The organism is Salmonella sp. SA15303 (assembly GCF_029962125.1).
GTDB lineage: Bacteria > Pseudomonadota > Gammaproteobacteria > Enterobacterales > Enterobacteriaceae > Salmonella > Salmonella enterica.
The window spans coordinates 1,056,480-1,083,176 of record NZ_CP123924.1; the positions used below are offsets into that span (position 1 = coordinate 1,056,480).

25 protein-coding genes and 5 tRNA genes are annotated in these 26,697 nt (G+C 53.2%); 17 read left to right on the plus strand and 13 right to left on the minus strand.

The window, feature by feature from the left end:
- Positions 1 to 59 precede the first annotated feature (59 nt).
- On the plus strand, positions 60 to 1,580 hold the full coding sequence (gene norR / locus QEN31_RS05105) for a nitric oxide reductase transcriptional regulator NorR (protein WP_000010814.1): 1,521 nt from the start codon (positions 60 to 62) through the stop codon (positions 1,578 to 1,580).
- Here the strand turns inward: norR and gutQ are convergent.
- The 7 genes from gutQ to srlA form a co-directional block, all read right to left on the minus strand.
- Positions 1,577 to 2,542 carry an arabinose-5-phosphate isomerase GutQ gene (gene gutQ / locus QEN31_RS05110; protein WP_001278201.1) on the minus strand — a complete coding sequence of 322 codons (966 nt, stop codon included), beginning with the start codon at positions 2,540 to 2,542 and terminating at the stop codon, positions 1,577 to 1,579. The two genes, norR and gutQ, sit on opposite strands and share 4 nt — an antisense overlap.
- A complete protein-coding gene (gene srlR / locus QEN31_RS05115; protein ID WP_000804536.1) occupies positions 2,535 to 3,308 on the minus strand; it encodes a glucitol operon DNA-binding transcriptional repressor SrlR in 774 nt (257 codons plus the stop codon). The genes gutQ and srlR overlap by 8 nt, the downstream gene beginning before the upstream one ends.
- Positions 3,309 to 3,505: 197 nt before the next feature.
- Positions 3,506 to 3,865, minus strand: coding sequence for a transcriptional regulator GutM (gene gutM / locus QEN31_RS05120; protein ID WP_000255198.1), 360 nt, complete (start codon positions 3,863 to 3,865; stop codon positions 3,506 to 3,508).
- Positions 3,866 to 3,940: 75 nt separating this feature from the next.
- Positions 3,941 to 4,720 carry a sorbitol-6-phosphate dehydrogenase gene (gene srlD / locus QEN31_RS05125; RefSeq protein ID WP_001077372.1) on the minus strand — a complete coding sequence of 260 codons (780 nt, stop codon included), beginning with the start codon at positions 4,718 to 4,720 and terminating at the stop codon, positions 3,941 to 3,943.
- Between the two features lie 11 nt (positions 4,721 to 4,731).
- Entirely contained in the window at positions 4,732 to 5,094 is a 363-nt protein-coding gene (gene srlB, locus QEN31_RS05130) for a PTS glucitol/sorbitol transporter subunit IIA (protein WP_000111553.1), read from the minus strand.
- An 11-nt stretch (positions 5,095 to 5,105) separates the two neighbouring features.
- The gene (gene srlE / locus QEN31_RS05135; protein WP_000199033.1) at positions 5,106 to 6,077 is read right to left on the minus strand and encodes a PTS glucitol/sorbitol transporter subunit IIB; all 972 of its coding nucleotides are present in this window, start codon (positions 6,075 to 6,077) and stop codon (positions 5,106 to 5,108) included.
- Positions 6,074 to 6,637, minus strand: coding sequence for a PTS glucitol/sorbitol transporter subunit IIC (srlA, locus tag QEN31_RS05140; RefSeq protein ID WP_000573333.1), 564 nt, complete (start codon positions 6,635 to 6,637; stop codon positions 6,074 to 6,076). Before srlA ends, srlE begins: the two co-directional genes overlap by 4 nt.
- Positions 6,638 to 6,890: 253 nt before the next feature.
- Between srlA and mltB the strand changes: the two genes are divergently transcribed.
- Positions 6,891 to 7,970, plus strand: a complete 1,080-nt coding sequence (gene mltB / locus QEN31_RS05145; protein WP_000476820.1) for a lytic murein transglycosylase B — start codon at positions 6,891 to 6,893, stop codon at positions 7,968 to 7,970.
- 37 nt (positions 7,971 to 8,007) lie between these two features.
- Here mltB and QEN31_RS05150 read toward each other — a convergent pair whose 3' ends face one another.
- Complete coding sequence (locus QEN31_RS05150; protein WP_001519391.1) at positions 8,008 to 8,253, minus strand: hypothetical protein; 246 nt, start codon at positions 8,251 to 8,253, stop codon at positions 8,008 to 8,010.
- Between the two features lie 194 nt (positions 8,254 to 8,447).
- Between QEN31_RS05150 and pncC the strand changes: the two genes are divergently transcribed.
- The 15 genes from pncC to QEN31_RS05225 all read left to right on the plus strand — a co-directional run bounded on the left by pncC (position 8,448) and on the right by QEN31_RS05225 (position 20,391).
- On the plus strand, positions 8,448 to 8,945 hold the full coding sequence (pncC, locus tag QEN31_RS05155; protein ID WP_000132239.1) for a nicotinamide-nucleotide amidase: 498 nt from the start codon (positions 8,448 to 8,450) through the stop codon (positions 8,943 to 8,945).
- 84 nt (positions 8,946 to 9,029) lie between these two features.
- Entirely contained in the window at positions 9,030 to 10,091 is a 1,062-nt protein-coding gene (gene recA, locus QEN31_RS05160) for a recombinase RecA (protein WP_000963150.1), read from the plus strand.
- Between the two features lie 116 nt (positions 10,092 to 10,207).
- The gene (recX, locus tag QEN31_RS05165) at positions 10,208 to 10,708 is read left to right on the plus strand and encodes a recombination regulator RecX (RefSeq protein ID WP_001294864.1); all 501 of its coding nucleotides are present in this window, start codon (positions 10,208 to 10,210) and stop codon (positions 10,706 to 10,708) included.
- Between the two features lie 235 nt (positions 10,709 to 10,943).
- On the plus strand, positions 10,944 to 13,574 hold the full coding sequence (gene alaS / locus QEN31_RS05170; RefSeq protein ID WP_099949620.1) for an alanine--tRNA ligase: 2,631 nt from the start codon (positions 10,944 to 10,946) through the stop codon (positions 13,572 to 13,574).
- A gap of 234 nt (positions 13,575 to 13,808) precedes the next feature.
- Entirely contained in the window at positions 13,809 to 13,994 is a 186-nt protein-coding gene (gene csrA, locus QEN31_RS05175; RefSeq protein WP_000906486.1) for a carbon storage regulator CsrA, read from the plus strand.
- A 303-nt stretch (positions 13,995 to 14,297) separates the two neighbouring features.
- Positions 14,298 to 14,390, plus strand: a tRNA-Ser gene (locus QEN31_RS05180).
- A 3-nt stretch (positions 14,391 to 14,393) separates the two neighbouring features.
- Positions 14,394 to 14,470 (plus strand) — tRNA-Arg (locus QEN31_RS05185).
- 62 nt (positions 14,471 to 14,532) lie between these two features.
- Positions 14,533 to 14,609: transfer RNA gene (locus QEN31_RS05190), tRNA-Arg, on the plus strand.
- 62 nt (positions 14,610 to 14,671) lie between these two features.
- Positions 14,672 to 14,748 (plus strand) — tRNA-Arg (locus tag QEN31_RS05195).
- 193 nt (positions 14,749 to 14,941) lie between these two features.
- A tRNA-Arg gene (locus QEN31_RS05200) sits at positions 14,942 to 15,018 on the plus strand.
- A 370-nt stretch (positions 15,019 to 15,388) separates the two neighbouring features.
- Positions 15,389 to 15,955, plus strand: a complete 567-nt coding sequence (gene yqaB / locus QEN31_RS05205; protein ID WP_000271296.1) for a fructose-1-phosphate/6-phosphogluconate phosphatase — start codon at positions 15,389 to 15,391, stop codon at positions 15,953 to 15,955.
- Positions 15,952 to 16,377: a YqaA family protein gene (locus tag QEN31_RS05210; protein ID WP_001279499.1), complete on the plus strand. Its 426-nt coding sequence runs from the start codon at positions 15,952 to 15,954 to the stop codon at positions 16,375 to 16,377. Before yqaB ends, QEN31_RS05210 begins: the two co-directional genes overlap by 4 nt.
- Positions 16,378 to 16,453: 76 nt before the next feature.
- The gene (gshA, locus tag QEN31_RS05215; RefSeq protein WP_000611821.1) at positions 16,454 to 18,010 is read left to right on the plus strand and encodes a glutamate--cysteine ligase; all 1,557 of its coding nucleotides are present in this window, start codon (positions 16,454 to 16,456) and stop codon (positions 18,008 to 18,010) included.
- Between the two features lie 149 nt (positions 18,011 to 18,159).
- Positions 18,160 to 18,675, plus strand: coding sequence for an S-ribosylhomocysteine lyase (gene luxS, locus QEN31_RS05220; protein ID WP_001130194.1), 516 nt, complete (start codon positions 18,160 to 18,162; stop codon positions 18,673 to 18,675).
- A gap of 345 nt (positions 18,676 to 19,020) precedes the next feature.
- Entirely contained in the window at positions 19,021 to 20,391 is a 1,371-nt protein-coding gene (locus tag QEN31_RS05225) for a carbohydrate porin (protein WP_000645139.1), read from the plus strand.
- A 48-nt stretch (positions 20,392 to 20,439) separates the two neighbouring features.
- On the opposite strand, the gene emrB is transcribed toward QEN31_RS05225, so the two are convergent.
- The 5 genes from emrB to proX form a co-directional block, all read right to left on the minus strand.
- Complete coding sequence (emrB, locus tag QEN31_RS05230) at positions 20,440 to 21,978, minus strand: multidrug efflux MFS transporter permease subunit EmrB (protein WP_001187300.1); 1,539 nt, start codon at positions 21,976 to 21,978, stop codon at positions 20,440 to 20,442.
- A gap of 16 nt (positions 21,979 to 21,994) precedes the next feature.
- Positions 21,995 to 23,167, minus strand: coding sequence for a multidrug efflux MFS transporter periplasmic adaptor subunit EmrA (gene emrA, locus QEN31_RS05235; RefSeq protein WP_001275603.1), 1,173 nt, complete (start codon positions 23,165 to 23,167; stop codon positions 21,995 to 21,997).
- A gap of 126 nt (positions 23,168 to 23,293) precedes the next feature.
- Entirely contained in the window at positions 23,294 to 23,824 is a 531-nt protein-coding gene (gene mprA, locus QEN31_RS05240) for a transcriptional repressor MprA (RefSeq protein ID WP_000378431.1), read from the minus strand.
- Positions 23,825 to 24,320: 496 nt separating this feature from the next.
- The gene (locus QEN31_RS05245) at positions 24,321 to 25,505 is read right to left on the minus strand and encodes an MFS transporter (RefSeq protein ID WP_000165758.1); all 1,185 of its coding nucleotides are present in this window, start codon (positions 25,503 to 25,505) and stop codon (positions 24,321 to 24,323) included.
- 164 nt (positions 25,506 to 25,669) lie between these two features.
- A complete protein-coding gene (proX, locus tag QEN31_RS05250) occupies positions 25,670 to 26,665 on the minus strand; it encodes a glycine betaine/L-proline ABC transporter substrate-binding protein ProX (protein WP_001216622.1) in 996 nt (331 codons plus the stop codon).
- Positions 26,666 to 26,697 lie beyond the last annotated feature (32 nt).

Below are 26,697 nucleotides of genomic sequence, written 5' to 3' on the forward strand. Positions count from 1 at the left end.
ACTATAAATGATGCTGTCAATATGACACTATAGGTTGTCAAAATGACAATGAGGTAACCATGAGTTTTTCCGTGGAGGTATTGGCGGGCATCGCCATTGAGTTACAACGCGGCATTGGGCATCAGGATCGTTTTCAGCGGCTGATTACTACGCTGCGTCAGGTGCTGGCGTGCGACGCCTCGGCGCTGCTGCGCTATGAATCACGACAATTTATTCCACTGGCGATTGATGGCCTGGCGCAGGACGTCCTCGGCAGACGTTTTACCCTGGAAGGGCATCCGCGCCTGGAAGCCATCGCCCGCGCGGGGGACGTGGTGCGTTTTCCGGCTGATAGCGATTTACCCGATCCGTATGACGGGTTAATTCCCGGACAGGAAAGCCTGAAAGTCCACGCCTGTGTTGGTCTGCCGCTGTTTGCCGGACAGAACCTCATCGGTGCGCTGACCCTTGATGCTATGACGCCGGAGCAGTTCGAGGTATTTAGCGATGAAGAACTACGGCTTGTCGCCGCGCTGGCCGCCGGGGCATTGAGTAATGCGCTGTTAATTGAACAACTGGAAAGCCAGAACATGCTGCCGGGGTCGTCAGGCGTGTTTGAACCGATAAAAGAGACGCACATGATCGGCCTGTCGCCGGCGATGACGCAGTTGAAAAAAGAGATCGAGATTGTGGCGGGCTCCGATCTTAACGTGCTGATCGGCGGTGAAACGGGGACCGGTAAAGAGCTGGTGGCGAAAGCTATTCACCAGGGCTCCCCCAGAGCGGTTAATCCGCTGGTCTATCTCAACTGCGCCGCGCTGCCGGAAAGCGTGGCGGAGAGCGAGTTGTTTGGTCATGTAAAAGGGGCTTTTACCGGGGCTATCAGTAATCGTAGCGGTAAGTTCGAAATGGCGGATAACGGTACGCTGTTTCTGGATGAGATTGGCGAACTGTCGCTGGCGCTACAGGCTAAGCTACTTCGCGTGTTGCAGTATGGCGATATTCAGCGCGTCGGCGACGATCGTAGCCTGCGCGTGGACGTGCGGGTGTTGGCGGCGACCAACCGTGACCTGCGTGAAGAGGTGCTGGCAGGGCGTTTTCGCGCCGATCTGTTCCATCGCCTGAGCGTTTTCCCGCTCTTTGTGCCGCCGCTGCGCGAGCGCGGCGATGATGTGGTGCTGCTGGCGGGCTATTTTTGCGAGCAGTGCCGACTGCGGCTGGGGCTGTCCCGCGTGGTACTGAGTCCCGGCGCACGTCGCCATTTGCTCAACTATGGCTGGCCGGGCAACGTCCGGGAGCTGGAACATGCCATTCACCGTGCGGTTGTACTGGCGAGAGCGACCCGGGCAGGGGATGAGGTGATACTGGAGGCACAGCATTTTGCCTTGTCAGAGGACGTTTTACCCGCGCCGCCTGCGGAAAGCTTTCTGGCGCTGCCGACTTGCCGCAATTTGCGCGAATCGACGGAGAACTTCCAGCGAGAGATGATTCGCCAGGCGCTGGCGCAAAATAATCATAACTGGGCGGCCAGCGCGCGGGCGCTGGAAACCGACGTCGCCAACCTGCATCGGCTGGCGAAGCGTCTGGGACTGAAGGATTAGATAATCCCCGCCTGGTAGAAATCCTGCAGGTTAATGGCGCCGGTGAGTTTGCCGTTTTCATCGACCACTGGCGCGGCGGTAATTTTGCGTTTCATCAGGAGCTCTTTGGCGTCAATGGCGCGGCTTTGCGCCTGGAGCGTAATACCGTTGGGCGTCATGGCTTCGCTTACCGGCGTGGTGAGCGCGCCGCCGCCCACCAGCCAGCGACGCAGGTCGCCGTCGGTAAAGACGCCTTTCACAACATGTTGCTCATCGCAAACCGCCACCAGCCCCAGCCCGGTACGGCTAAGTTCCAGCATGGCATCCATCACGCTGGTGGCAAGCATCACCTGCGGTATTGCATCGCCCTGGCGCATCAGGTGATGCACATTATTGAGCAAACGCGCGCCCAGTGCGCCAGCCGGATGCGAACGGGCGAAATCTTCTTCGTTAAAACCGCGCGCCTGCATGACCGCCATCGCCAGCGCATCGCCCATCATCAGCGTATTGACGGTACTGGATGTCGGCGCCAGATGCATCGGGCAGGCTTCACGCTCGACGGAAATATCCAGAACGGCTTTTGCCGCTCGCCCCAGCGGAGAGTGAAGTTTACCGGTCATCGCCAGCAGCGCGACGGATTTATCTTCCAGACGCGGGATGATGAGGTCGAGTTCTTTTGCGCCGCCGGAATAGGAGATAAATAACATCACGTCGCGGCTTTCAATCATCCCCAGATCGCCATGCAGTGCTTCCGCCGGATGAACAAAAAAAGCGGGAGTACCGGTACTGGCAAGCGTCGCGGCGATTTTTTTACCAATATGACCTGATTTACCAATACCGGAAACGATCACTTTGCCTTCACAGTGAATAATGATATTGGCGGCGCGGACAAAATCATCGCCCAGACGCTCCGGCAGACGGCTGGCTTCCTGTAGCTCCAGCATTAAGGTCTGACGGCCCGCGTTTAGTAGTGCATCACTCATTGCTTTCTCCGGTTATGATTACTTCAATCCCTTTTGCTTCCAGCGCCTGACGAAATGCCGGATCGATCCCCGCGTCCGTGATCAGTTTGTCGACGGTTTCCAGACTGCACACCACATTGGGGCTTTTACGACCAAATTTTGAGGAGTCCGCCATCAGAATCACCTCGCGTGCTGCATTGCACATTGCGTTACTGACGGTGTAAACCTCATTGAACGTGGTCACACCGACATTCAGGTCAATACCGTCAGTTCCCATGAAAAGTTTATCAAAGCTGAATTGCTCAAAGGCGTTTTCCGCCAGTTGACCGTGAAACGACGCCGATTTTTTACGGAAGGTGCCGCCGGGCATCAGGATAGTTTGTTCGTTGTCCAGTTCCGATAGCGCGTTAACAATATGGAGGCTGTTGGTCATCACCGTGATGTTGCTAAAACGCGAAAGCAACGGCACCATCTGTAACACGGTACTTCCGGCGTCCAGAATAATGGAATCGCCATCATGGATATATTTCACAGCGGCTGCGGCTATCAGCGCTTTTTTGTGGGTGTTGATAAGCGTTTTGTGATCAATAGGCGGATCGGACTCTTCTTTATTCAACACCACGCCGCCATAGGTGCGGATGACGGTTCCGGCATTTTCCAGAATGACCAGATCTTTACGGATAGTGGTGCCTGTCGTGTCAAAGTACTGGGCCAGTTCTTCAACCGAGCATTTTCCCTGTTTTTGCAGGTGCTCCAGAATCGCGGCCTGACGCTGACGAGGTTTCATAGGCGTGATTACCCTGACTTATGTATTTACCCGTCATACTTCACGCTGCATGTGCGTTGGCTTTCCTCGCTCACCCCGGTCACGTACTGATGTACGCTCCTGGGATTCGCTGCGTCGCCGCCTTCCTGCAACTCGAATTATTTAGGGTATTGGTTGCAAAATGATAATTTCGCAAGCTATACGCATTCACAACGAAATTACCCATGTTTCAGTTTAAGCGCCAATGATAGTGCATTCTGCGCGAGCGAATCATGGGGAAAGATCACATCAGGCTGTAATTCATGCAAATGTTTTCCTTGCATTGCGGCAATTTTAACCGGTCTGGCGAATACCGTAAGGCCTTTCATCAATAAAGTGTCCGTCACCCGCTGCTGTTCGTCCAGCGCCACGGCAACCACCACCCGGGGCTTAAAACGCCCGCCGGAGCGCCCGACGCCGACCCGCCCCTGTTGGCTAAGTTTATCGAAAGCCCGATTAAAGCGGGAAATCTGCCAGCCGCCCAGCGCCAGCTGCGCACACCAGGCGATAACGGCGACGGTAATCAGAGTGGAAACCATAATGTGCTCCTGTTGTTTTGCCTGATGGCGCGTAACCGTCTTATCCGGCCTACGGCGCCATCCGGCAATTCACGGTCAGAACATCACTTGACCGCCGGTTACGTTGATCGACTGCCCGGTGCAATAAGACGCTTTCGGGCTGGCATAAAATAACAGCATGTTCAGCACATCCTGATAATCACACCCGCGTTTGAGCGGTACTTTATCAATGTAATACTGTTCCACCTCATCGGGCTTAATGCCCAGTTTAGTGGCGTATTGCGGCAGCAGTGACTGGAACATCGGCGATTTCAACAGGTTGCCGAGCATCAACGAGTGTACGGTAATGCCGTATTCCGCCAGATCCAGCGCCAGAGACTGGGTTAACCCCACGCCGCCGAATTTCGCCGCGCTGTAGCCGGAGTTGTGTTTACTGCCCACTTTGCCGGATTTAGAGTTAATCTGAATAATGCGCCCCTGAATGCCGTCGCGGATCATCAGGCGGGAAAACTCACGGGCGCAGAGGAAATAGCCCACCAGATTCACCTGTAGCGAGCGGTCAAAATCGCCCAACTGGAAATCGCTGATAAACGCCGCTTTGGCGATACCCGCGCTGTAAACCAGCAGATCGACGCGCCCGAAAATCTCGTCTACGCCGCGGGAAAGCGCCAGCACGCTCTGCTCGCTGGTGGCGTCGGCGCCAAAACCGTACGCCATACCTTCGCCAAAATCGGCGTTAATTTCCTGGGCGACATTCGCGGCTTTATCGCTTTGAATATCAACGACCGCCACGCGGTATCCTTCTTCTGCAAGCCCACGGCAAAGGAATGCCCCCAGGGTCTGGCCTCCGCCAATGACAACGGCAACTTGATTCATGTTTTTTCTCCTTAAGCGACAAACGTCAAAATACAGCCCGGCGCGATATCGTCCGGTACAGGCCCCGCAACGTGTACGGTGCCGGGAAATTCCGCTTCACGCAGACCATCGAAGCGCAAAGTGATATGCCCCAGTTCACGCAGGTTTTGCTCGGCTACGCTGCCGACCGCCGTGACCGGATAGCAATGTTGACCCAATTCACACCGCGCGCCAGGCTGCAGCGCGCCGGTCAGTTCGCCATGACAATGGATGAAGCAAAATTCTTCGATATCCGCCGGCGCGCCTTCCCGAAACGTAATCAGCATCTGTTCGCCGAGCGCTTCCTTCGCGCTCTGGCCGATACGGGTGATGGTGGTTTGATAAATCACGCTCATGTCTGAACCTCTTATTGATAGATAAAGCCGGAAACAAACCAGGCGATAAGTACCGTGGGCGCGCCAGTCAGGAAGCGTCCGACCAGCACAGAAGGTACGCCGACGCGAACGGTGTCTTGTTTCGCTTCCGCCAGCGACAGGCCGACCGGGATAAAGTCGCAGGCCGCCTGCGCGTTAATCGCGAACAGGGCGGGAAGCGCCAGATGCGGGGGGATATTGCCCAGGCCTATCTGAACGCCGATCAGGACGCCAATGACCTGAGCGATAACCGCGCCAGGGCCGAGAAAGGGCGACAGCAGCGGGAACGAGCAGATCAATGCCAGCGTCACCAGCCCCAGTGGATGGCTGGCTAATGGCGCCAGGCCGTGGGCGATCCAGTCGCCAAGACCTGAGGCCATAATGATGCCGATCAGCGCCGAAACGAACGCCATAAACGGCAGGATTGTTTTCAGGACCGTATCAATGGTGTCGCGACCGGACTGGAACAGTACCGCCACGGCGGAGCCCATTCCCATACCGACTTTTGCCAGCAGCCCGTCGCTCTGCTCGGTGATTTTTTTGCTGGTGTCGTAGTCACGTCCTAATGTCGTTTTGGCAGGCTGGGGACTGGCAGGCGTTTCGCCGACAAGAGTAATGTTTTCTTCTTTTACGCCGGAGACATAAATATCCTCAACAATATACTGCGCCAGTGGGCCGGACTTACCCGTCGAGTGAATATTAATGGTTGGAATCCGGCGTTTCGGATAGATACCGCAGCGCAGCGTACCGCCGCAGTCGATAATGGCCGCGCCGATCTCCGCTTCCGGCGGTTCGCCTTCTTTAAAGCCGTCCACCGCTTGCCAGCCTGTTAGTTGCGCCAGTTTGTCGACGATCGCCGGGCGCGTACCGGCTGTGATATAGACGATCTTTTTGTCTGGCGTAACGTCCAGTTCAAGCGGGCCGCCCCAGCCGCCGGCGCCTTTCTCAATGCGAACCCGTGTCATGATACCGCTCCTGTCAGATGAACTTTCTGCTCAAGTTGAATCCCCATTTTTTTCTCAAAAATAGCGGTGGTGAGATCGGTGACCCAACCGCGGAAGAAGTTCGTCACCAGACCTACCAGCAGATAGCTCACCGCGAGCGGGCCGAGAGGAAGCCCTAACGTGGTGAGTCCGCTGGCGATCCCCAGATAAACAAACAGTTCGCCGGGATTGATATGCGGAAACAGACCGTTCATGGAGTGACAGCTATAGGAGGCCGCCGCGTAATAGCTCGGCTTGTACTTCTCCGGCATAAAGCGTCCCAAACTCAGGGTCATCGGATTACAAAAAACAAATGTCCCGATACACGGTAAAAGCAGGTAACGAGATAGCGGATTTCCGGCACAACGTTGGGCAAAACGCTCAATACGCTGCTGGCCGATAAAATTGATGAGCGCATTCATGATAACCAGCAGGCTTATCAGTAGCGGAAGAATACCTGTCACCATACCGGTAAACACCTCTCCGCCTTTCTGGAATAACCCGATGAACCACTCCGCACCATGTGTAATGGTTTCGATCATTGTTCTCTCCTGTAGGGTTTTTAGTTTTCTTGCTAATTTCCTGTTCATTGTAATCATGTTGAAAGATTTAAAAGTGTTATTGTGATCGCAAAATAAAAGAAAAATATTTTAAATTGAAAGATTGTGGGAGTGAGGGAGCGTATACAAACTGAAAAGAGGAGAAAGGTGATTTATTCTCTTGTGCCGCTTCCTTGTGCGGCGGGGGATGCTTTACCATACTTCTCCCTGGCTGAATTTGTTTAATGGATGTCTCATGTTCAAGCGTCGTTATGTAGCGTTACTTCCACTTTGCGTATTGCTTGCTGCCTGTAGCAGCACGCCAAAATCTTCCGAGACTCAAGCGACGACGGGCACGCCTTCCGGCGGCTTTCTGCTTGAGCCGCAGCATAACGTCATGCAAATGGGCGGCGACTTCGCCAACAACCCTAATGCGCAGCAGTTCATTGATAAAATGGTCAGTAAACACGGTTTCGACCGTCAGCAGTTGCAAGAGATCCTCTCGCAGTCTAAAAGACTGGATTACGTCCTGCGTCTGATGGACAGACAAGCGCCGACCACTCAGCCGCCCGCCGGACCAAATGGCGCCTGGTTGCGCTACCGCAAACAATTTATTACGCCGGATAACGTGCAAAACGGCGTCGCGTTCTGGAATCAGTATGAAGACGCGCTGAACCGCGCCTGGCAGGTATACGGCGTACCGCCGGAGATCATCGTGGGCATCATCGGCGTGGAAACCCGCTGGGGACGTATCATGGGGAAAACGCGGATTCTGGACGCGCTGGCGACGCTGTCATTTAACTATCCGCGCCGGGCGGAATATTTCTCCGGCGAGCTGGAAACCTTCCTGCTCATGGCGCGCGATGAGCAAGACGATCCGCTCAATCTGAAAGGTTCCTTTGCGGGCGCGATGGGCTACGGCCAGTTTATGCCATCTTCCTATAAAGAATATGCGGTCGATTTCAATGGTGATGGGCACATTAACTTGTGGGATCCGGTAGATGCCATCGGCAGCGTGGCGAACTATTTCAAGGCGCATGGTTGGGTGAAAGGCGATATGGTTGCGGTGCCGGCGAGTGGTCAGGCGCCTGGGTTGGCGAATGGTTTCAAAACAAAATACAGCATCTCTCAGCTTGCCGCCGCAGGCTTAACGCCGCAGCAATCGTTGGGCAATCATCAGGAAGCCAGCCTGCTGCGTCTGGATATCGGTACGGGATACCAGTACTGGTACGGCCTGCCGAACTTCTACACAATTACCCGATATAACCACAGCACGCATTATGCGATGGCGGTTTGGCAACTGGGCCAGGCGGTAGCGCTGGCGCGGGTGCGCTAATTTACGCTTAGGGAGGGGAGCACCCCCTCCGCTATTATTATGGCTTTTTGGGCTGATTCTCTGCCTGCAAGTGGGATATCTTCTTTGATAGTGCCAGACTATATCCCAGACATCCCAGGCCTAAGATAATTTGACCGCCGTCATACGGTTCAAAATAGCCTGACGACAATATATTCAGTACTCCCATTCCTAATGAACATACTCCACCCACAATTAACCACAGCCGTAGTTGACAGGTTTGTTTCAGTTTGTGCTGTGTGCTTTCCGTTTTTTTGAGTGACATCCTTGCTTTCTCTCCGTACGTGTAAATTTAGCGACATGGTACTGCTATTTAGTCAAGTGCTACCTCTTTCATTCTGCATAAATAACCTGCTGGCATTTTTTCGGAATCCGACTCGTAAAATCGACAGCTCGTCCCCATCTCTGGTGAGAAAGTGCTATCTTGTGCGGCAGGATTTCTAACTGACAGAGGTCATGATGACTGACAGTGAACTGATGCGGCTTAGCGAGCAGGTCGGGCTGGCGTTAAAAGCGCGCGGGGCGACCGTAACGACAGCAGAGTCCTGTACCGGCGGCTGGCTGGCGAAAGCCATTACCGACATCGCCGGAAGTTCCGCCTGGTTTGAACGCGGCTTTGTCACCTATAGTAATGAAGCCAAAGCGCAGATGATTGGCGTGCGTGAAGAGACTCTGGCGCAGCATGGCGCGGTCAGCGAACCCGTAGTGGTCGAAATGGCGATCGGGGCGCTGAAGGCCGCTCGCGCCGATTTTGCTGTCGCTATTAGCGGGATTGCCGGGCCGGATGGCGGCAGTGAAGAAAAGCCGGTTGGTACGGTGTGGTTTGCTTTCGCCAGCGTCAGTGGAGAAGGGATTACGCGTCGGGAATGCTTCAGCGGCGACCGTGAATCGGTGCGTCGACAGGCGACGACATACGCGCTACAAACCCTGTGGCAACAATTTCTACAAAACACTTGATACTGTATGAGCATACAGTATAATTGCTTCAACAGTACGAATTCACTATCCGGTTCAATACCAAGTTGCATGACAGGAGTAATAATGGCTATCGACGAAAACAAACAGAAAGCGTTGGCGGCAGCACTGGGCCAAATTGAAAAGCAATTTGGTAAAGGCTCCATCATGCGTCTGGGTGAAGACCGTTCTATGGATGTGGAAACTATCTCCACCGGTTCGCTTTCACTGGACATCGCACTCGGTGCGGGCGGTCTGCCGATGGGGCGTATCGTCGAAATTTACGGGCCGGAATCTTCCGGTAAAACGACCCTGACGCTGCAGGTGATTGCCGCTGCGCAGCGTGAAGGTAAAACCTGTGCGTTTATCGATGCGGAACACGCGCTTGACCCTGTTTACGCACGCAAGCTGGGCGTCGATATCGATAACCTGCTCTGCTCTCAGCCGGATACCGGCGAGCAGGCGCTGGAAATCTGTGACGCGCTGGCGCGTTCAGGCGCGGTGGACGTCATTGTGGTCGACTCCGTAGCGGCGCTAACGCCGAAAGCGGAAATCGAAGGCGAAATCGGCGACTCTCACATGGGCCTCGCGGCGCGTATGATGAGCCAGGCGATGCGTAAGCTGGCGGGGAACCTGAAACAGTCCAACACGCTGTTGATTTTCATCAACCAGATCCGTATGAAGATTGGCGTGATGTTCGGTAACCCGGAAACCACCACCGGCGGTAACGCGCTGAAATTCTACGCCTCTGTTCGTCTTGATATCCGTCGTATTGGCGCGGTGAAAGAGGGCGATAATGTCGTGGGTAGCGAAACGCGTGTGAAAGTGGTGAAAAACAAAATCGCCGCGCCGTTTAAGCAGGCCGAGTTCCAGATCCTCTACGGTGAAGGCATCAACTTCTATGGCGAACTGGTTGACCTGGGCGTGAAAGAGAAGCTGATCGAGAAAGCGGGCGCATGGTACAGCTACAACGGCGAGAAGATTGGCCAGGGTAAAGCGAACGCGACTACCTGGCTGAAAGAGAACCCGGCGACAGCGAAAGAGATCGAGAAAAGGGTTCGTGAATTACTGTTGAGTAATCAGAATGCCACGCCCGATTTCGCCGTTGACGATAGCGAAGGCGTTGCAGAAACCAACGAAGATTTTTAATCATCAGGTGATGGTGGGGCGGGCAAAACGAAGCCGCCATTCAGCAAAACGTTAAATTACCATCAAGGGCTGCATTTATGCGGCCCTTTTGGCATTTCTCCCTGTTAAGGTTTTTTATGAGTGAACCCACATCGCGCCGTCCCGCTTATGCTCGTCTCCTTGATCGTGCGGTACGTATTCTTGCTGTCCGCGATCACAGCGAGCAGGAATTACGGCGTAAACTCTCCGCGCCGGTGATGGGCAAAAATGGGCCGGAAGAGATTGATGCGACGGCAGACGATTATGAACGCGTGATCGCCTGGTGCCACGAACATCACTATCTTGATGACGAGCGCTTCGTGATGCGCTTTATCGCCAGTCGTAGCCGCAAAGGCTATGGCCCGGCGCGTATTCGCCAGGAGTTGAATCAGAAAGGCATTTCCCGTGAATCGACTGAAAAAGCGATGCGAGAATGTGAAATTGACTGGAGTGAAATGGCACGTGAACAGGCCGTTCGCAAATATGGCGAGCCGCTCCCTTCAAACTTTTCAGAAAAGGTTAAGGTACAGCGCTTTTTGCTCTATCGCGGGTATCTGATGGACAATATCCAGCAAATATGGCGAAATTTTGCAGATTGAGCGCATACGGGATTTTACTTCCCGGTAAAGAAAACTTATCTTATTCCCACTTTTTCCGTCTGGACGCGGGTTGCTTAACGGCGAACAGCGTCTGCGACGAATATTCCTTAAATACACAAAATCATTCAAGCCGCATCAAAGCGGCAAGTGAGCCTCGGGAACGCGTGACCGGGAAACTCGCAGCCAACGCAGAGGCGGCCTGAAGGATGAAGTGTAGCTTGATTTCAGGATAATTATGAGCAAGAGCACCGCTGAGATCCGTCAGGCGTTTCTCGACTTTTTCCATAGTAAAGGGCATCAGGTAGTTGCCAGCAGTTCCCTGGTGCCTAACAATGACCCCACTCTGTTGTTTACCAATGCCGGGATGAACCAGTTCAAGGATGTTTTCCTTGGGCTCGATAAACGTAATTATTCCCGTGCAACCACTTCCCAGCGTTGCGTACGCGCGGGAGGTAAACACAACGATCTGGAAAACGTCGGATACACTGCACGTCACCATACTTTCTTCGAAATGCTGGGCAACTTCAGCTTCGGCGATTACTTCAAACACGACGCCATTCAGTTCGCATGGGAATTACTGACCGGTGAAAACTGGTTTGCTCTGCCAAAAGAGCGTTTATGGGTCACCGTCTATGAAACCGACGACGAAGCCTATGAGATCTGGGAAAAAGAAGTCGGCATCCCGCGCGAGCGTATTATCCGTATCGGCGACAATAAAGGCGCGCCATACGCATCGGATAACTTCTGGCAGATGGGCGACACCGGTCCCTGCGGTCCGTGCACCGAAATCTTCTACGATCATGGCGACCACATCTGGGGCGGCCCTCCGGGAAGCCCGGAAGAAGACGGCGATCGCTATATTGAGATCTGGAACATCGTCTTTATGCAGTTCAACCGTCAGGCTGACGGGACGATGGAACCATTGCCGAAACCGTCTGTAGATACCGGTATGGGGCTGGAGCGTATTGCCGCGGTACTGCAACACGTTAACTCTAACTATGACATCGACCTGTTCCGCACGTTGATTGAAGCGGTAGCGAAAGTCACTGGCGCCACCGATCTGGGTAATAAATCGCTGCGCGTTATCGCCGACCACATCCGTTCTTGCGCATTCCTGGTTGCCGATGGCGTGCTGCCGTCGAATGAAAACCGTGGCTATGTGCTGCGTCGCATTATTCGTCGCGCGGTTCGTCACGGCAACATGCTGGGCGCGAAAGAGACCTTCTTCTACAAGCTGGTTGGGCCGCTGATTGAGGTAATGGGCTCCGCAGGCGAAGAGTTGAAACGTCAGCAGGCGCAGGTCGAACAGGTTCTGAAAACGGAAGAAGAGCAGTTCGCCCGTACGCTGGAGCGCGGTCTGGCGCTGCTGGATGAAGAACTGGCGAAATTGCAGGGCGACACCCTGGACGGCGAAACCGCTTTCCGTCTGTATGATACTTATGGTTTCCCGGTCGATCTAACGGCGGACGTCTGCCGTGAGCGCAACATCAAAGTCGATGAAGCCGGTTTTGAAGCCGCTATGGAAGAGCAACGCCGTCGCGCGCGCGAAGCTAGCGGTTTTGGCGCGGACTACAACGCGATGATCCGCGTTGATAGCGCTTCTGAATTTAAAGGTTATGACCATCTGGAACTGAACGGCAAAGTGACTGCGCTGTTTGTCGATGGTAAAGCGGTTGAAGCGATTAACGCGGGACAGGAAGCGGTTGTCGTGCTGGATCAGACCCCATTCTATGCGGAATCAGGCGGTCAGGTTGGCGATAAAGGCGAGCTGAAAGGCGCTGGATTTACTTTCGCTGTGGACGACACGCAAAAATATGGTCAGGCGATTGGTCACCTCGGCAAATTGTCTGCGGGCGCTCTGAAAGTGGGCGATGCGGTACAGGCTGACGTAGATGAAGCGCGCCGCGCACGTATCCGTCTGAACCACTCCGCCACGCACCTGATGCACGCGGCGTTGCGCCAGGTGCTTGGGACACACGTTGCGCAGAAAGGTTCGCTGGTTAGCGATAAAGTGCTGCGCTTCGACTTCTCGCACAATGAAGCGATGAAGCCGTCGGAGATTCGTGAGGTTGAAGATTTGGTGAATGCGCAAATTCGCCGCAACCTGCCGATTGAAACGAACATCATGGATCTCGACGCGGCGAAGGCGAAAGGGGCCATGGCGCTGTTTGGCGAGAAATATGACGAACGTGTACGCGTTCTGAGCATGGGCGATTTCTCTACTGAACTGTGCGGCGGTACTCACGCCAGTCGTACCGGTGATATCGGTCTATTCCGTATTATCTCTGAGTCCGGCACCGCAGCGGGCATTCGTCGTATTGAGGCGGTAACCGGTGAAGGCGCTATGGCCACCGTTCATGCGCAAAGCGATCGCTTAAACGATATTGCGCAGCTGCTGAAGGGCGACAGCCAGAATCTGGGCGACAAAGTGCGTGCCGTGCTGGAACGTACACGTCAGCTGGAAAAAGAGTTGCAGCAGTTGAAGGACCAGGCCGCAGCGCAGGAGAGTGCAAATCTTTCCAGTAAAGCGGTCGATCTCAACGGCGTGAAGCTCCTGGTTAGCGAGCTTGCTGGTATTGAGCCGAAAATGCTGCGAACCATGGTTGATGATCTGAAAAATCAACTGGGGTCTACCGTTATCGTACTGGCAACGGTTGTTGAAGGTAAGGTTTCTCTGATTGCGGGCGTGTCGAAGGATGTGACCGACCGGGTTAAAGCAGGGGAATTGATTGGGATGGTCGCTCAGCAGGTGGGCGGTAAGGGTGGCGGTCGTCCGGACATGGCGCAAGCCGGTGGTACGGATGCGGCAGCTCTGCCTGCAGCGTTAGCCAGTGTACAAGGCTGGGTCAGCGCAAAATTGCAATAATTATAAGCGTTCGTTGGCGCCGCAGCCCGTGCTGCGGCGTTTACGTCAACGCTATCGACAACGATAAAGTCAGGTTGAAGTTTTGTATATCGGCTAAACTTAGGTTTAACAGAATGTAATGCCATGACTGCTTACACCTAAGGTGTTTGTCATCGCTTACTTTTTGGCGTTATATGATGGATAATGCCGGGATACAGAGAGACCCGACTCTTTTAATCTTTCAAGGAGCAAAGAATGCTGATTCTGACTCGTCGAGTTGGTGAGACCCTCATGATTGGCGATGAGGTCACCGTGACAGTTTTAGGGGTGAAGGGCAACCAGGTGCGTATTGGCGTGAACGCCCCGAAAGAAGTTTCTGTCCATCGTGAAGAGATCTACCAGCGTATCCAGGCTGAAAAATCCCAGCAGTCCAGTTACTAAGGTTTTCGCGTCTCACTTTTCGGGTGAGACGCAGCCTCTCTTCTCGCTCGCCCGCGTTGTCCCTTCATGACTTTTTTCAACCTCACTGTTGATATGGTGCGCTTTTGGCGGCCAGCGTGTCATCAAATTATCTGTTGATAAAACACTCTTTTTGGCTTTTTTACAGACTAATTGAGCGTGAAGTGTGCAAACGATAAAAGCTCTGGAAAAATTGTTTGACTTATAAGTCCCAGAAAGTAATATGTGCGCCACGCAGCGACGATGAGCAGAACAAGTTCTTCGAAGCACTCGTAAGAGGCGTGTGGTGAGGTGGCCGAGAGGCTGAAGGCGCTCCCCTGCTAAGGGAGTATGCGGTCAAAAGCTGCATCCGGGGTTCGAATCCCCGCCTCACCGCCATTTGCATCCGTAGCTCAGCTGGATAGAGTACTCGGCTACGAACCGAGCGGTCGGAGGTTCGAATCCTCCCGGATGCACCATCTCTTACCTGATACGGCTTTCACCGCGGTATCAAAATCTGCAGTAAAGTAAGTTTCCCGATGCATCCGTAGCTCAGCTGGATAGAGTACTCGGCTACGAACCGAGCGGTCGGAGGTTCGAATCCTCCCGGATGCACCATCTCTTACTTGATACGGCTTTCACCGCGGTATCAATATCGGCAGTAAAGCAAGTTTTCCGATGCATCCGTAGCTCAGCTGGATAGAGTACTCGGCTACGAACCGAGCGGTCGGAGGTTCGAATCCTCCCGGATGCACCATATTCTCCGTACTTTCAGTGATGAAGATACGGATAAGATAGCGGTAATCACCGCTGGCACCAGGAAGGATAACGTTGCGTCAGCAACGGCCCGAAGGGCGAGCCGTAAGGCGAGTAATCCTCCCGGATGCACCATCTTATTTAGTGTGGCAGTAAATGCGACATCAAATCTTGTAGTAAACATCATTTCCAATGCATCCGTAGCTCAGCTGGATAGAGTACTCGGCTACGAACCGAGCGGTCGGAGGTTCGAATCCTCCCGGATGCACCATATTCTCCGTACTTTCAGCGATGAAGATGCAGATAAGATAGTTATAATCACCGCTGGCACCAGGAAGGATAACGTTGCGTCAGCAACGGCCCGAAGGGCGAGCCGTAAGGCGAGTAATCCTCCCGGATGCACCATATTCTCCATACTTTCAGCGATGAAGATGCAGATAAGATAGCGGTAATCACCGCTGGCATCAGAAGGATAACGTTGCATCAGCAACGGCCCGAAGGGCGAGTAATCCTCCCGGATACGTTACTGCCCTGCAATCGCTTTTCCCCCTTATCCTGAATATACCTCTTCATCTCTATTAGCGACAAAATCAACCAATTGCGATAAAGTACTGTCTGGTTATTCGGTTTGCGAGAACACGATGTACGCACGTTATGCTGGTTTGATTTTTGATATGGACGGTACTCTCCTGGATACCGAACCCACGCATCGCAAAGCGTGGCGTGAGGTTTTGGGGCGCTATGGTCTTCGTTTTGATGAACAGGCAATGGTCGCGCTTAACGGTTCGCCAACCTGGCTTATCGCCCAGTCAATCATTGAGCTTAACCATGCCGATCTTGATCCCCTGTCACTGGCGCGTGAGAAAACCGACGCGGTAAAAAGCATCCTGCTGGACTGCGTAGAACCGCTGCCGCTGGTTGAGGTGGTTAAAGCGTGGCATGGGCGGCGTCCCATGTCGGTCGGTACCGGTAGCGAAAGCGCTATCGCGGAAGCCCTGTTAGCGCATCTGGGGCTGCGTCGTTATTTTGATGCGGTTGTGGCGGCAGATCACGTACAGCATCACAAACCTGCGCCTGACACCTTCCTACTGTGCGCCCAGCGGATGGGCGTCATGCCGACGCAGTGCGTGGTATTTGAAGATGCCGATTTTGGTTTACAGGCGGCGCGGGCGGCGGGAATGGATGCCGTGGATGTCCGACTATTGTGAGTGACGGACTGTCGCTCCTGTCTCTGTTTGCCAGTAGTTTTCTCAGCGCGACGCTGTTACCCGGTAATTCTGAGGTGGTTTTGGTTGCTATGCTGGTCTCCGGCGTCAGCCATCCCTGGGTCTTAGTCTTAACAGCAACAATGGGTAATAGCCTTGGAGGGGTAACTAACGTTATTCTTGGGCGTTTCTTTCCGCTGCGCAAAACGTCGCGTTGGCAGGAAAAAGCGACTGGCTGGCTAAAGCGTTATGGCGCAGCCACACTATTATTAAGCTGGATGCCGGTCATCGGTGATTTGTTGTGCCTGTTAGCGGGATGGATGCGCATCCCGTGGGGGCGGACGATCTTTTTTTTGTGTCTTGGTAAGGCGCTGCGCTATGTTGCGCTCGCAGCGGCGACGGTTCAGGGCATGATGTGGTGGTAATAATTGTAGGTTTGGCATGTATGGCCGCCATTACAGTTATGCTTATTAAAACGATTTGGACAGGCGGGAGGTCAATTTGATCCCGGACGTATCACAGGCTCTGGCCTGGCTGGAAAAACATCCTCAGGCGTTAAAGGGGATACAGCGCGGGTTAGAGCGCGAAACGCTGCGTGTCAATGCTGATGGCACGCTGGCGACAACAGGTCATCCTGAAGCGTTAGGTTCAGCGCTGACCCATAAATGGATTACCACAGATTTTGCGGAAGCCCTACTGGAGTTTATTACGCCAGTCGATGGCGATATCCAGCATATGCTCACCTTTATGCGCGATCTCCATCGGTATACGGCCAGGAAACTGGGCGATGAGCGGATGTGGCCATTAAGTATGCCCTGCTATATTGCGGAAGGGCAGGACATAGAGCTGGCGCAGTACGGCACATCCAATACCGGGCGTTTTAAGACGCTCTATCGCGAAGGGCTGAAAAATCGTTATGGCGCTTTGATGCAAACCATCTCCGGCGTACATTACAATTTTTCATTACCGATGGCGTTCTGGCAGGCGAAATGCGGCGTTACGGAAGGCGAAGCGGCAAAAGAAAAAATTTCTGCCGGCTATTTTCGTCTGATTCGCAACTATTACCGTTTTGGCTGGGTCATCCCCTATCTGTTTGGCGCGTCTCCGGCCATTTGTTCCTCTTTCCTGCAAGGAAAGCCAACCACATTACCGTTTGAAAAAACGGACTGCGGCATGTACTACCTGCCGTATGCGACGTCGCTGCGTTTGAGTGATTTGGGCTATACCAATAAGTCGCAAAGCAATCTCGGAATTACGTTTAACGATTTGCATGAATACGTTGCAGGTCTGAAGCGCGCGATTAAAACCCCTTCCGAGGAGTACGCACGGATTGGTGTGGAAAAAGACGGTAAGCGGCTACAGATTAACAGCAACGTTCTGCAAATTGAAAATGAGCTGTACGCGCCCATTCGTCCCAAGCGCGTGACGCGCAGCGGCGAATCGCCTTCTGACGCGCTTCTGCGTGGTGGTATTGAGTATATTGAAGTTCGTTCTCTCGATATTAATCCGTTCTCACCGATCGGCGTAGACGAGCAACAGGTGCGCTTCCTCGATCTGTTTATGGTCTGGTGCGTATTGGCCGATGCGCCGGAAATGAGTAGCGATGAGCTGTTATGTACGCGTACTAACTGGAATCGCGTTATTCTGGAAGGGCGTAAGCCGGGCCTGACGTTAGGCATTGGCTGTGAAACTGCGCAGTTCCCGCTGCCCAAAGTCGGGAAAGATCTTTTCCGCGATCTGAAACGCGTGGCGCAAACGCTGGACAGTATCCACGGGGGAGAGGAGTATCAAAAGGTGTGTGACGAGTTGGTCGCCTGCTTTGATAATCCTGAACTGACATTCTCCGCCCGGATCCTACGGTCTATGATTGATGAAGGCATTGGCGGCACCGGGAAAGCGTTCGGTGAGGCTTACCGTAATCTGTTACGCGAAGAGCCGCTGGAGATTTTACAGGAAGAAGAGTTTATTGCTGAACGTGACGCTTCAGTACGTCGTCAGCAGGAGATTGAGGCGGCGGATACCGAGCCGTTTGCCGCGTGGCTTGCAAAACACGCCTGACCCAAAAGAAAAAGGCCACTCACGGAGTGGCCAAAATTTCATCGCTGAAAACAGGGATGATGATAACAAATGCGCGTCTTTCATATACTCAGACTCGCCCCGGAACAAAGAGTTCAGTTTATTTTTAAAAAATTATCGGAGGTGACTAAATGCCATTATTAGATAGCTTCGCAGTCGATCATACCCGGATGCAAGCGCCGGCGGTCCGGGTTGCAAAAACGATGAACACCCCGCATGGCGACGCAATCACCGTGTTTGATCTGCGTTTTTGCATTCCGAACAAAGAAGTGATGCCGGAAAAAGGGATTCATACGCTTGAGCATCTGTTTGCTGGCTTTATGCGCGACCACCTCAACGGTAACGGCGTTGAGATTATCGATATCTCGCCGATGGGCTGCCGCACCGGCTTTTACATGAGCCTGATTGGCACGCCGGACGAGCAGCGTGTTGCCGACGCCTGGAAAGCGGCGATGGCGGATGTGCTGAAAGTGCAGGATCAAAACCAGATCCCGGAGCTGAACGTTTACCAGTGCGGTACGTATCAGATGCACTCGCTCAGTGAAGCGCAGGACATTGCCCGTCATATTCTGGAGCGTGATGTGCGCGTGAACAGCAATAAAGAGCTGGCGCTGCCGAAAGAAAAACTGCAGGAACTGCATATTTAGTCTTATTTGTAAGCGGTTCCAGTATTTAAATTAACCCCGGTTTATGGCCGGGGTTTTTTATTGCTTAATATAATTTGCGTTTATTATATTTGCGGCGAGAATACATTTTAAATTAAGTAATGCCTGGCCTGTTAAATAATAAAATGTGATCTGGTAAACAGAAAAGGCGGATAACTCACGATGCCAGAGTGTATTGATCACATAAACTAAAAATCATAAATAATTAATAGAAAAACATAATGGAATGCGCCAGATATCCAGGTAATAACAAGACTCTACTAATAGCCGGTCGATGGGGTTTTTAGCAAATCTTATCTGGTATACATCAAACTTAAGGGATAAAAAATGAAGGCTAAATATTTAGCGCTGATGATCGGTGCTTGCTTTTCTCATAACCTTTGGGCAGCGAATAATATCACTATTGAGCAGCGTCTGGCTGAACTGGAGCAACGTGTTGTTAATGCTGAAAAACGGGCATCCGATGCCGAGGCGCAAATTCGCTCGTTGAAACAGCAGCAGGTCGCCGCTACGCCGACGGTGAATGTCCAGTCCGCCGAGCCCATTGCAGCAGATAAAACGCCGCCGAAGCTGACTTTATCCGGATTCAGCGATATTAAGTTCTATGGCGATGTCGAATTTAATATGGATGCGGCAAGCCGTTCCGGTAGTCTGACATCGACGAGAACGTCAGCGAATAAAGATTGGGCACCGGGAACCAATGAACGCTGGGATATTAACGGACGCCTGTTGCTGGGCTTTGATGGCTACCAGCGGCTGGACAACGGTAATTTTGCCGGATTCTCTGTACAGCCTCTGGCGGACCTGACCGGAAAAATGAACCTTGATGATGCCGTTTTCTTCTTTGGTCGTGAGAATGACTGGAAAATTAAGGTTGGTCGTTTTGAAGCCTACGATATGTTCCCGCTGAATCAGGATACGTTTATTGAATATTCGGGGAATACAGCGAACGATCTTTACAGTGACGGTTACGGCTATATCTATATGATGAAAGAAGGACGGGGACGTAGCGACAGCGGGGGTAACTTCCTGCTGAGTAAAACCATCGACAACTGGTATTTCGAAGTTAACACATTGCTGGAAAATGGCAGTACGTTATATACCGAGAAGCAGTACCACGGAATGGATTTAAGCAACGATAAAAACGTGGCTTACGTCCGTCCGGTTATCGCCTGGCAAAACGGGCGTTTTTCAACGGCGATAGCGATGGAAAGTAACGTCGTTAACAACGCCTATGGCTATTATGAGAATGGGAAGTGGATCGATCAGTCAGATCGTACGGGCTATGGTTTTACCATGACCTGGAATGGTCAAAAAACTGACCCGGAAGATGGCGCAGTGATTAACCTGAATACCGCCTATATGGACGCGACCGATGAGACAGATTTTACCGCCGGGGTGAATGCGTTGTGGCATCGATTTGAACTGGGTTATATCTATGCGCATAACAAAATCGAAGCCTTTAATGCTACCAATATCGATGCCGTTTGTGAGGACGATTGCTGGGTCACCGATCCCGGCAATTATGACATTCACACTATTCATGCCTCATATTTATTCCCCAACGTGATGGATATGAAAAACTTTAACATCTACCTCGGTGCCTATGCTTCATGGGTAGAGGCCAATCCGAATAATGGCGATAACAGTGAAGATGCGCGTTACGGCGGGCGTCTGAGATTCAAATATTTCTTCTGATTGTTGGTCTACTAAAAAAGGGATCCGCAGATCCCTTTTATCAGATAGTTAGTGCGCGCCGCCACCGCCGCCGCCCGCACCGAAGGGCGGTTTGGCGAACCACACCAGGCCGAGCAGCACCAGGAAGATCCCCGCCGACATCCAGAAGATTTCGTTGGCGGAAATAATCAGCCCCTGATTCGTGATTTGCTGGGCTATCCAGCCTGACGCCTGTTGGTGCGTCATCCCTAAGCCTTCCAGTTTATCGTACATAGTCTGAGCGTTTGGATTATACGCCGTAACCGACTCGGTGAGCTGAGCATGGTGTAGCGACTCACGATCGGTCCACATAGTGGTGGTAATCGAGGTGCCGATGGAACCTGCCAGCGTTCGCGTGAAGTTCGACAGGCTTGATGCCGCCGCCAGCCGTTCTGGCGGTAACCCGGAGAGCGTAATGGTGGTCAGCGGCATAAAGAAGCAGGCGACGGCAAATCCCTGAATAAACTGCGGCCATGCGGAAGCGCCGAAATCCATACCCGGTTCGAACGTCCAGGCGCGCCAGTAAAAACAGACGGCGTACATAATGAAGCTGAACGTGACCAGCCTGCGCATATCCAGTTTATGCGCGAAGCGTCCGATAATCGGCGACAAAATTACCGGAATAATACCGACTGGCGCTGACGCCAGACCTGCCCACGTTGCGGTATAGCCGTACACCTCTTGCAAAAGCTGCGGCAATAGAACAATGGCGCCGAAATAGAGCATATAGGCAAGGCTGATGCACAAGCAGCCAATCGTGAAGTTACGCGATTTAAAAAGAGAAAGATCGACGATAGGGTGATCGTCGGTCAGTTCCCAGACGATCAGGAAACTGATGGCGATGACGGCGACCACGGTCAGGATGATAATTTCCTGCGAGGAGAACCAGTCCAGCTCTTTACCGCGATCGAGCATAATTTGCAGGCTGCCGATGCCAATCACCAGTAGCGCCAGCCCGACGGCGTCAATACGTCGCCGTTCGGTATGCGTTTCACGTCCGCGCAGCGTGTGTAACGTCATCAGGACGACGGCGATGCCAATCGGAACGTTGATGAAGAAAATCCATCCCCAGTGGTAATTATCACTGATGTAGCCCCCCAGAATCGGGCCGCAAATCGGCGCGACAATGACGGTCATTGACCAGAGCGCCAGCGCAATGGAGCGCTTTGCAGGCGGATAGTTATTCAGCAACAGGCTTTGCGAGAGCGGAATCAGCGGCCCGGCGACCACGCCCTGCACCACGCGGAAGAAGATCAGCATATTCAGGCTGCTGGATACGCCACAGGCCCAGGAGGCCGCGGCAAAGGCGACCGTCGACCACATGAACAGTTTGACTTCGCCAAAACGTTTCGCCAGCCAGCCGGTTAAGGGAATCGAGATAGCGTTCGCCACCCCGAAAGAGGTGATAACCCATGTCCCCTGGCTTAGGGAAGAACCCAGGTTCCCGGCGATGGTCGGAATCGCCACGTTGGCAATGGTGGAGTCCAGCACCTGCATGAATGTCGCCAGCGACAGCGCGATCGTCATGATGACGAGCTGCGCGCCCTCCAGCGGTTTTTGCTGTTGCATCACACGCACCTCAGGATTAACCCGCGTTAGCCTGTACGATGTCGTCGATCAGTTTATTGACCGGCGCGAGATTAATTTCGCGTGCGTTACTTTCGGCAACCGGCGTCGTTCGTACCTGGCTGGCCAGTACCTGACCGTCGCGATTAGCGGTATCCACGGTGACCAGCGTCGATAAACCAATACGCAGCGGATGTTGTTCTAACTGGCGGGCGTCCAGTTCGACGCGTACCGGCAGACGTTGAACCACTTTAATCCAGTTACCCGTCGCATTTTGCGCGGGCAGCAGGGAGAAGGCGCTGCCTGTTCCCATATCCAGACCGACGACTTTACCGGTGTATTTTACGTCGTCGCCATAAATATCAGTAATCACCGTCACTGGCTGCCCAATGCGCATATTCGCTAATTGGGTTTCTTTAAAGTTAGCGTCCACCCACAGATCGGTTGCAGGCACCACGGCCATCAGCGGCGTGGTGGGGCTGATTTGCGCGCCAGGCTGGACGGCGCGGCGGGAGACATAACCAGTCATTGGGCTGACGATGCGAGTACGCTCCAGCGCCAGCCAGGCGTTACGCACTTCGGTCGCCGCTTGTTGAACCGCGGGCTGATCTTCCAGATTACTGTTGAGTATCATTGCCTGGTTGGCATTGTACTGTTGAATGGCGACATCCAGCTGTGCCTGCGCGCTGGCGACGGCATCGCGGGCGTGTTGCAGCTCTTCCCGGCCAATAAGATTGGCATTACCCAGCGGCACACGACGGTTAAGGTCGCTTTGCGCTTGCGCCAGGGCGGTTTTTTGCACGTCGATATTCGCCTGCAACTGCTTGCTGTTAATCATCAACTGGTGCGTCTGGCGCACACTGGAGGCCAGCGCCGTTTTGGCTTTTTCAAACGCTTGTTTGGCGTCAGTCTGATCGAGCGTGACCAGAACATCGCCCTCTTTTACAAAGTCGGTGTTATCAGCCCAGACTTTCGTCACGCTGCCTGACACCTGCGCCATGATTTGAACCTGGTTCCCTGCCACGTAAGCATCATCTGTCTCTTCAATATGACGCAATACTAAAAACCAATAAATTCCATATGCCACGGCAATAATAACAAAGAGCAAGGTAAGAAGTAGCAGCGCTGTTTTGCGTTTGCCTTTCTTCTTAGCCGGTTGCTGCGGGGTTTGGATCTCCGCATTTGCGCTCATGTTGTTCTCCACGATCTTATTATTCACATCGGCTGAGCCGACCTGTTGTCAGAAAGGCCAGCAGTAACGCGTGCCGGCCTGTCCGCTTTCCTGTTATTAATCTGGATTTTTGAGCGGGTCGGCGCTTTAGCGCAGCGCCTCAAGAACAGTGCCTTCCTGCTCCATTTGATCAAGACGCGTCAGGAGTTTACGAGTGATGTGCTCAAGTTGATCTTTTTCGGCTGTGCTAAGTGATGACCAGAGTTGATGCAGACAATGATGCTGAGGCGGAAGCACTTCTTGCAAAAATGCCTGGCCTTTCTCCGTTAATTGCAGATGCAGGCAACGGCGGTCGTTATCGCTCTCACGACGCTCAATCCAGCCGCGTTTTTCCAGCTCATCTGCAATGCGTGTCGCATTGGTGCGAGATGAACCCAGCGCGCAGCTTAATTCAGACGGCTGAATACTGTGGTTTTCCTGAGACTCCAGCGTAATCAACGCCATAAACAACGTCTCGTTAATCCCTTGAGCCTTCAGCATCTTATTGCGGTTTTCCAGGAGCTTGCCTTGCATGTGCATACAAAGACGAGTCAAAAGAATTTCCTGATAAGGAAAGTCTTCGTGACGGCTGGCGCGAAATTTTAGCATTTGTTCAATGGGCGTAAACGAACTATCCATTTGGGCATGACCTCATTAATTTCAGCCGATATAGTAACGACAGTGACAAATAAAGTAAATGTATTATTAATACAAAATCATTCTTTCAGGCTATAAAGCAACCAATGATACGCAGACTGAGACGTCAGCGGGAACATTGGGCCCGGTAAAGCGCCGCCTGCGGCAAATCCAGGAATGACGAGAAAAGCGTGAGTGCCTGCATGAAAAAATCAGGAGAGAACGATAAGCGGGAGGGGCGAAAGCCGGGTAAACGGCCTTACAACCCGATGCAAAAGCCACCGGAATATCACGGATAGCTATCGGTGAACGACCTTCGAATCCTTGAACGGGCGCTATTGGCCTGGGAGCAGATGGGGATGCAGGGCTTTCCATAGAATTATATTATTCTTCACCGGTATAAAAATAACCATGATAAATGAATAGCATAACCTTAACAGACTGGGGAGCTCCTTAACACCCTAAGGAGCTTAAACAAAGGTAAACGCTCACTATCCGCTTAATTTACGGCTTCCTGTCGGTGAAAACCTCGCCACCAGACCAGTAAATTAAGTAAGGCTACCGTGACACCCGCCAGACAAACGCCGGCCCAGCCGGCATGTTGCCAGGCGGAGGCGGAAATCAGCGACCCCGCGGCGCCACCGATAAAGTAGCTGGTCATATAGCCGGCGGTGAGCCGGTTACGCGCATCCGGATGCAAACGATAGATGACCGTCTGATTGGTGATATGTACCCCCTGAACGGTGAGGTCCAGTACCAGAATGCCAATAATCAGCGCCAGTACCGAGGTGTGCCCAAGCCAGATAGCCAGCCAGGAGAGTAACAGCAGCAGTAAGCCGAACGTGGTGGTGAGGTGAGATTTACCTTTATCGGCAAATCCGCCAGCCGGACGCGCGCCTAAAGCGCCGGCGGCCCCCGCCAGGCCAAACAGGCCAATCATCCCCTCGGAGTAGCTAAACGGCGGCGCGGCGAGCAAAAAGGCCATTGATGTCCAGAGGATGCTGAAATTAGCAAAGGTCAGACAGCCCAGCAGTGCGCGGGTACGCAGCAGCTTATCGTGAATAAACAGGCTGAATACAGAACCCAACAGTTGCGGGTAGTTAAGATGGGTGTCGGATTTGAGCTTTGGCAGTCCGCGCCATAACGCGACGGCCATCAGCGCCATCAGCGCCGACGCTACCCAAAATACGGTGCGCCAACCGCCGAGGTTTGCCAGCAGTCCGGCGACCGTTCGCGCCAGCAGGATCCCCAGCAACAGGCCGCTCATAATGGTGCCGACCACTTTACCGCGGGTGGCGGGCGTCGCAAGTGTGGCGGCCAGCGGAACCAGAATCTGCGCCACCACGGAGAACAGTCCGGTTAAGGCCGTTCCGAGTATCATCATGCTAAGCGACTGACTGCTGGCGGTGATCAGCATTCCGCCAGCCGCCAGCAACGTCATGGAGACAATCAGCGTTCGGCGTTCAAACATGTCGCCGAGCGGCACCAGAAACAACAGGCCAGCGGCATAGCCCAACTGCGCGGCGGTAACGATAAACCCTGCGGAGCTGGCGGAAAGCGAAAAGTGATGCGCGATGGTATCAAGCAGCGGCTGGGCATAGTAGTTGCTGGCGACCGCCAGACCCGTGGCCACAGACATTAAAACGATCAGCGCCGGGCTAAGCTCATGAGTGGGTTTCGTCATTATGGTAATCGTGATTCAGATAATTATTTCCTGGGAAAACAATCATAGCGGATGTTGATGAATAAAGGGGAACGGTGACGTGATGAATCGTGCGCTTTGAGGAGAGATTGCGTTGGCCGGATAGCGGCGCATGAACTGCGCCTTATCCGGCATAAAAAACGATCTTATTTCTGCGCGGCCAGCGCTTCTTTCACCCAGCCGTCAAACTGCTGCTGGTGGGCGTTGATCCAGCCGTCTACGTGGCCCTGAACATCGGCTTCAGACGATTTACCGGCATGCATCATGGCGTTCTGCGCGTTGATATCCGCCAGCGGCAGCTTCATGATGGCGAACAGTTTCGCCGCCGCCGGATTTTTCTCCGCCCATGCCTTATTGGCGACAATATGCATGGTATTAACCGGGAACCCATAGTTCGCGCCGTTCGGCAGTTTAGTATCAATATTTTTCTGTTCGCCTGGCAGGGAGGAGAACGGCACCTGTAGCCAGACGACATCTTTACCCGGCTTCATTACATCGCTCACCCAGTACGGGGTCCAGGTGTAATACAGCACCGGCTTGCCTTCTTTAAAACGGGTAATGGTATCAGCCATCATCGCCGCATAGTTACCGTGGCTGACCTCAACGGTTTTTTGCAAATCAAACGCTTTATTCTGGTGATTGATTACGGCTTCGCAGCCCCAGCCCGGCGAGCAGCCCATCATGTCCGCTTTTCCGTCGCCATTAGTATCGAAGATTTTGGCGATTTTCGGATCTTTTAGCTGAGCGATATTGGTGATGTTGTACTGCTCGGCGGTTTTTTTATCGATCAGATAGCCCTGCGCAGCGCCGGAGACGAAGACGCCCTCGCGGTAAAACTTGTTGTCTCCGCCTGCTGCGGCATACATATCATCATGCAGCGGTTGCCAGTTCACGGCGGTAAACGTCGCATCGCCAGAGGCGATGGAGGTGTAGCCTACGTTGTAATCGACTTCACTCGGCTTATTTACGGTATAACCCAACTTTTCCAGCGCCCGACTGACCAGTAACGTCTGGAAGGTCTCTTCAGAAATCGTGCTTTGGATAGGTTGGACGGTAATGCCTTTGCCAGGCAGGTCGGCAGCGAAAGCGCTGGCGGTGACAAGGGTGGCAAACGCTGAGGCAAATATCACGGTATGTCGCATCGTTGTTCCTTTAATTATGGTAGGGAGTTGTA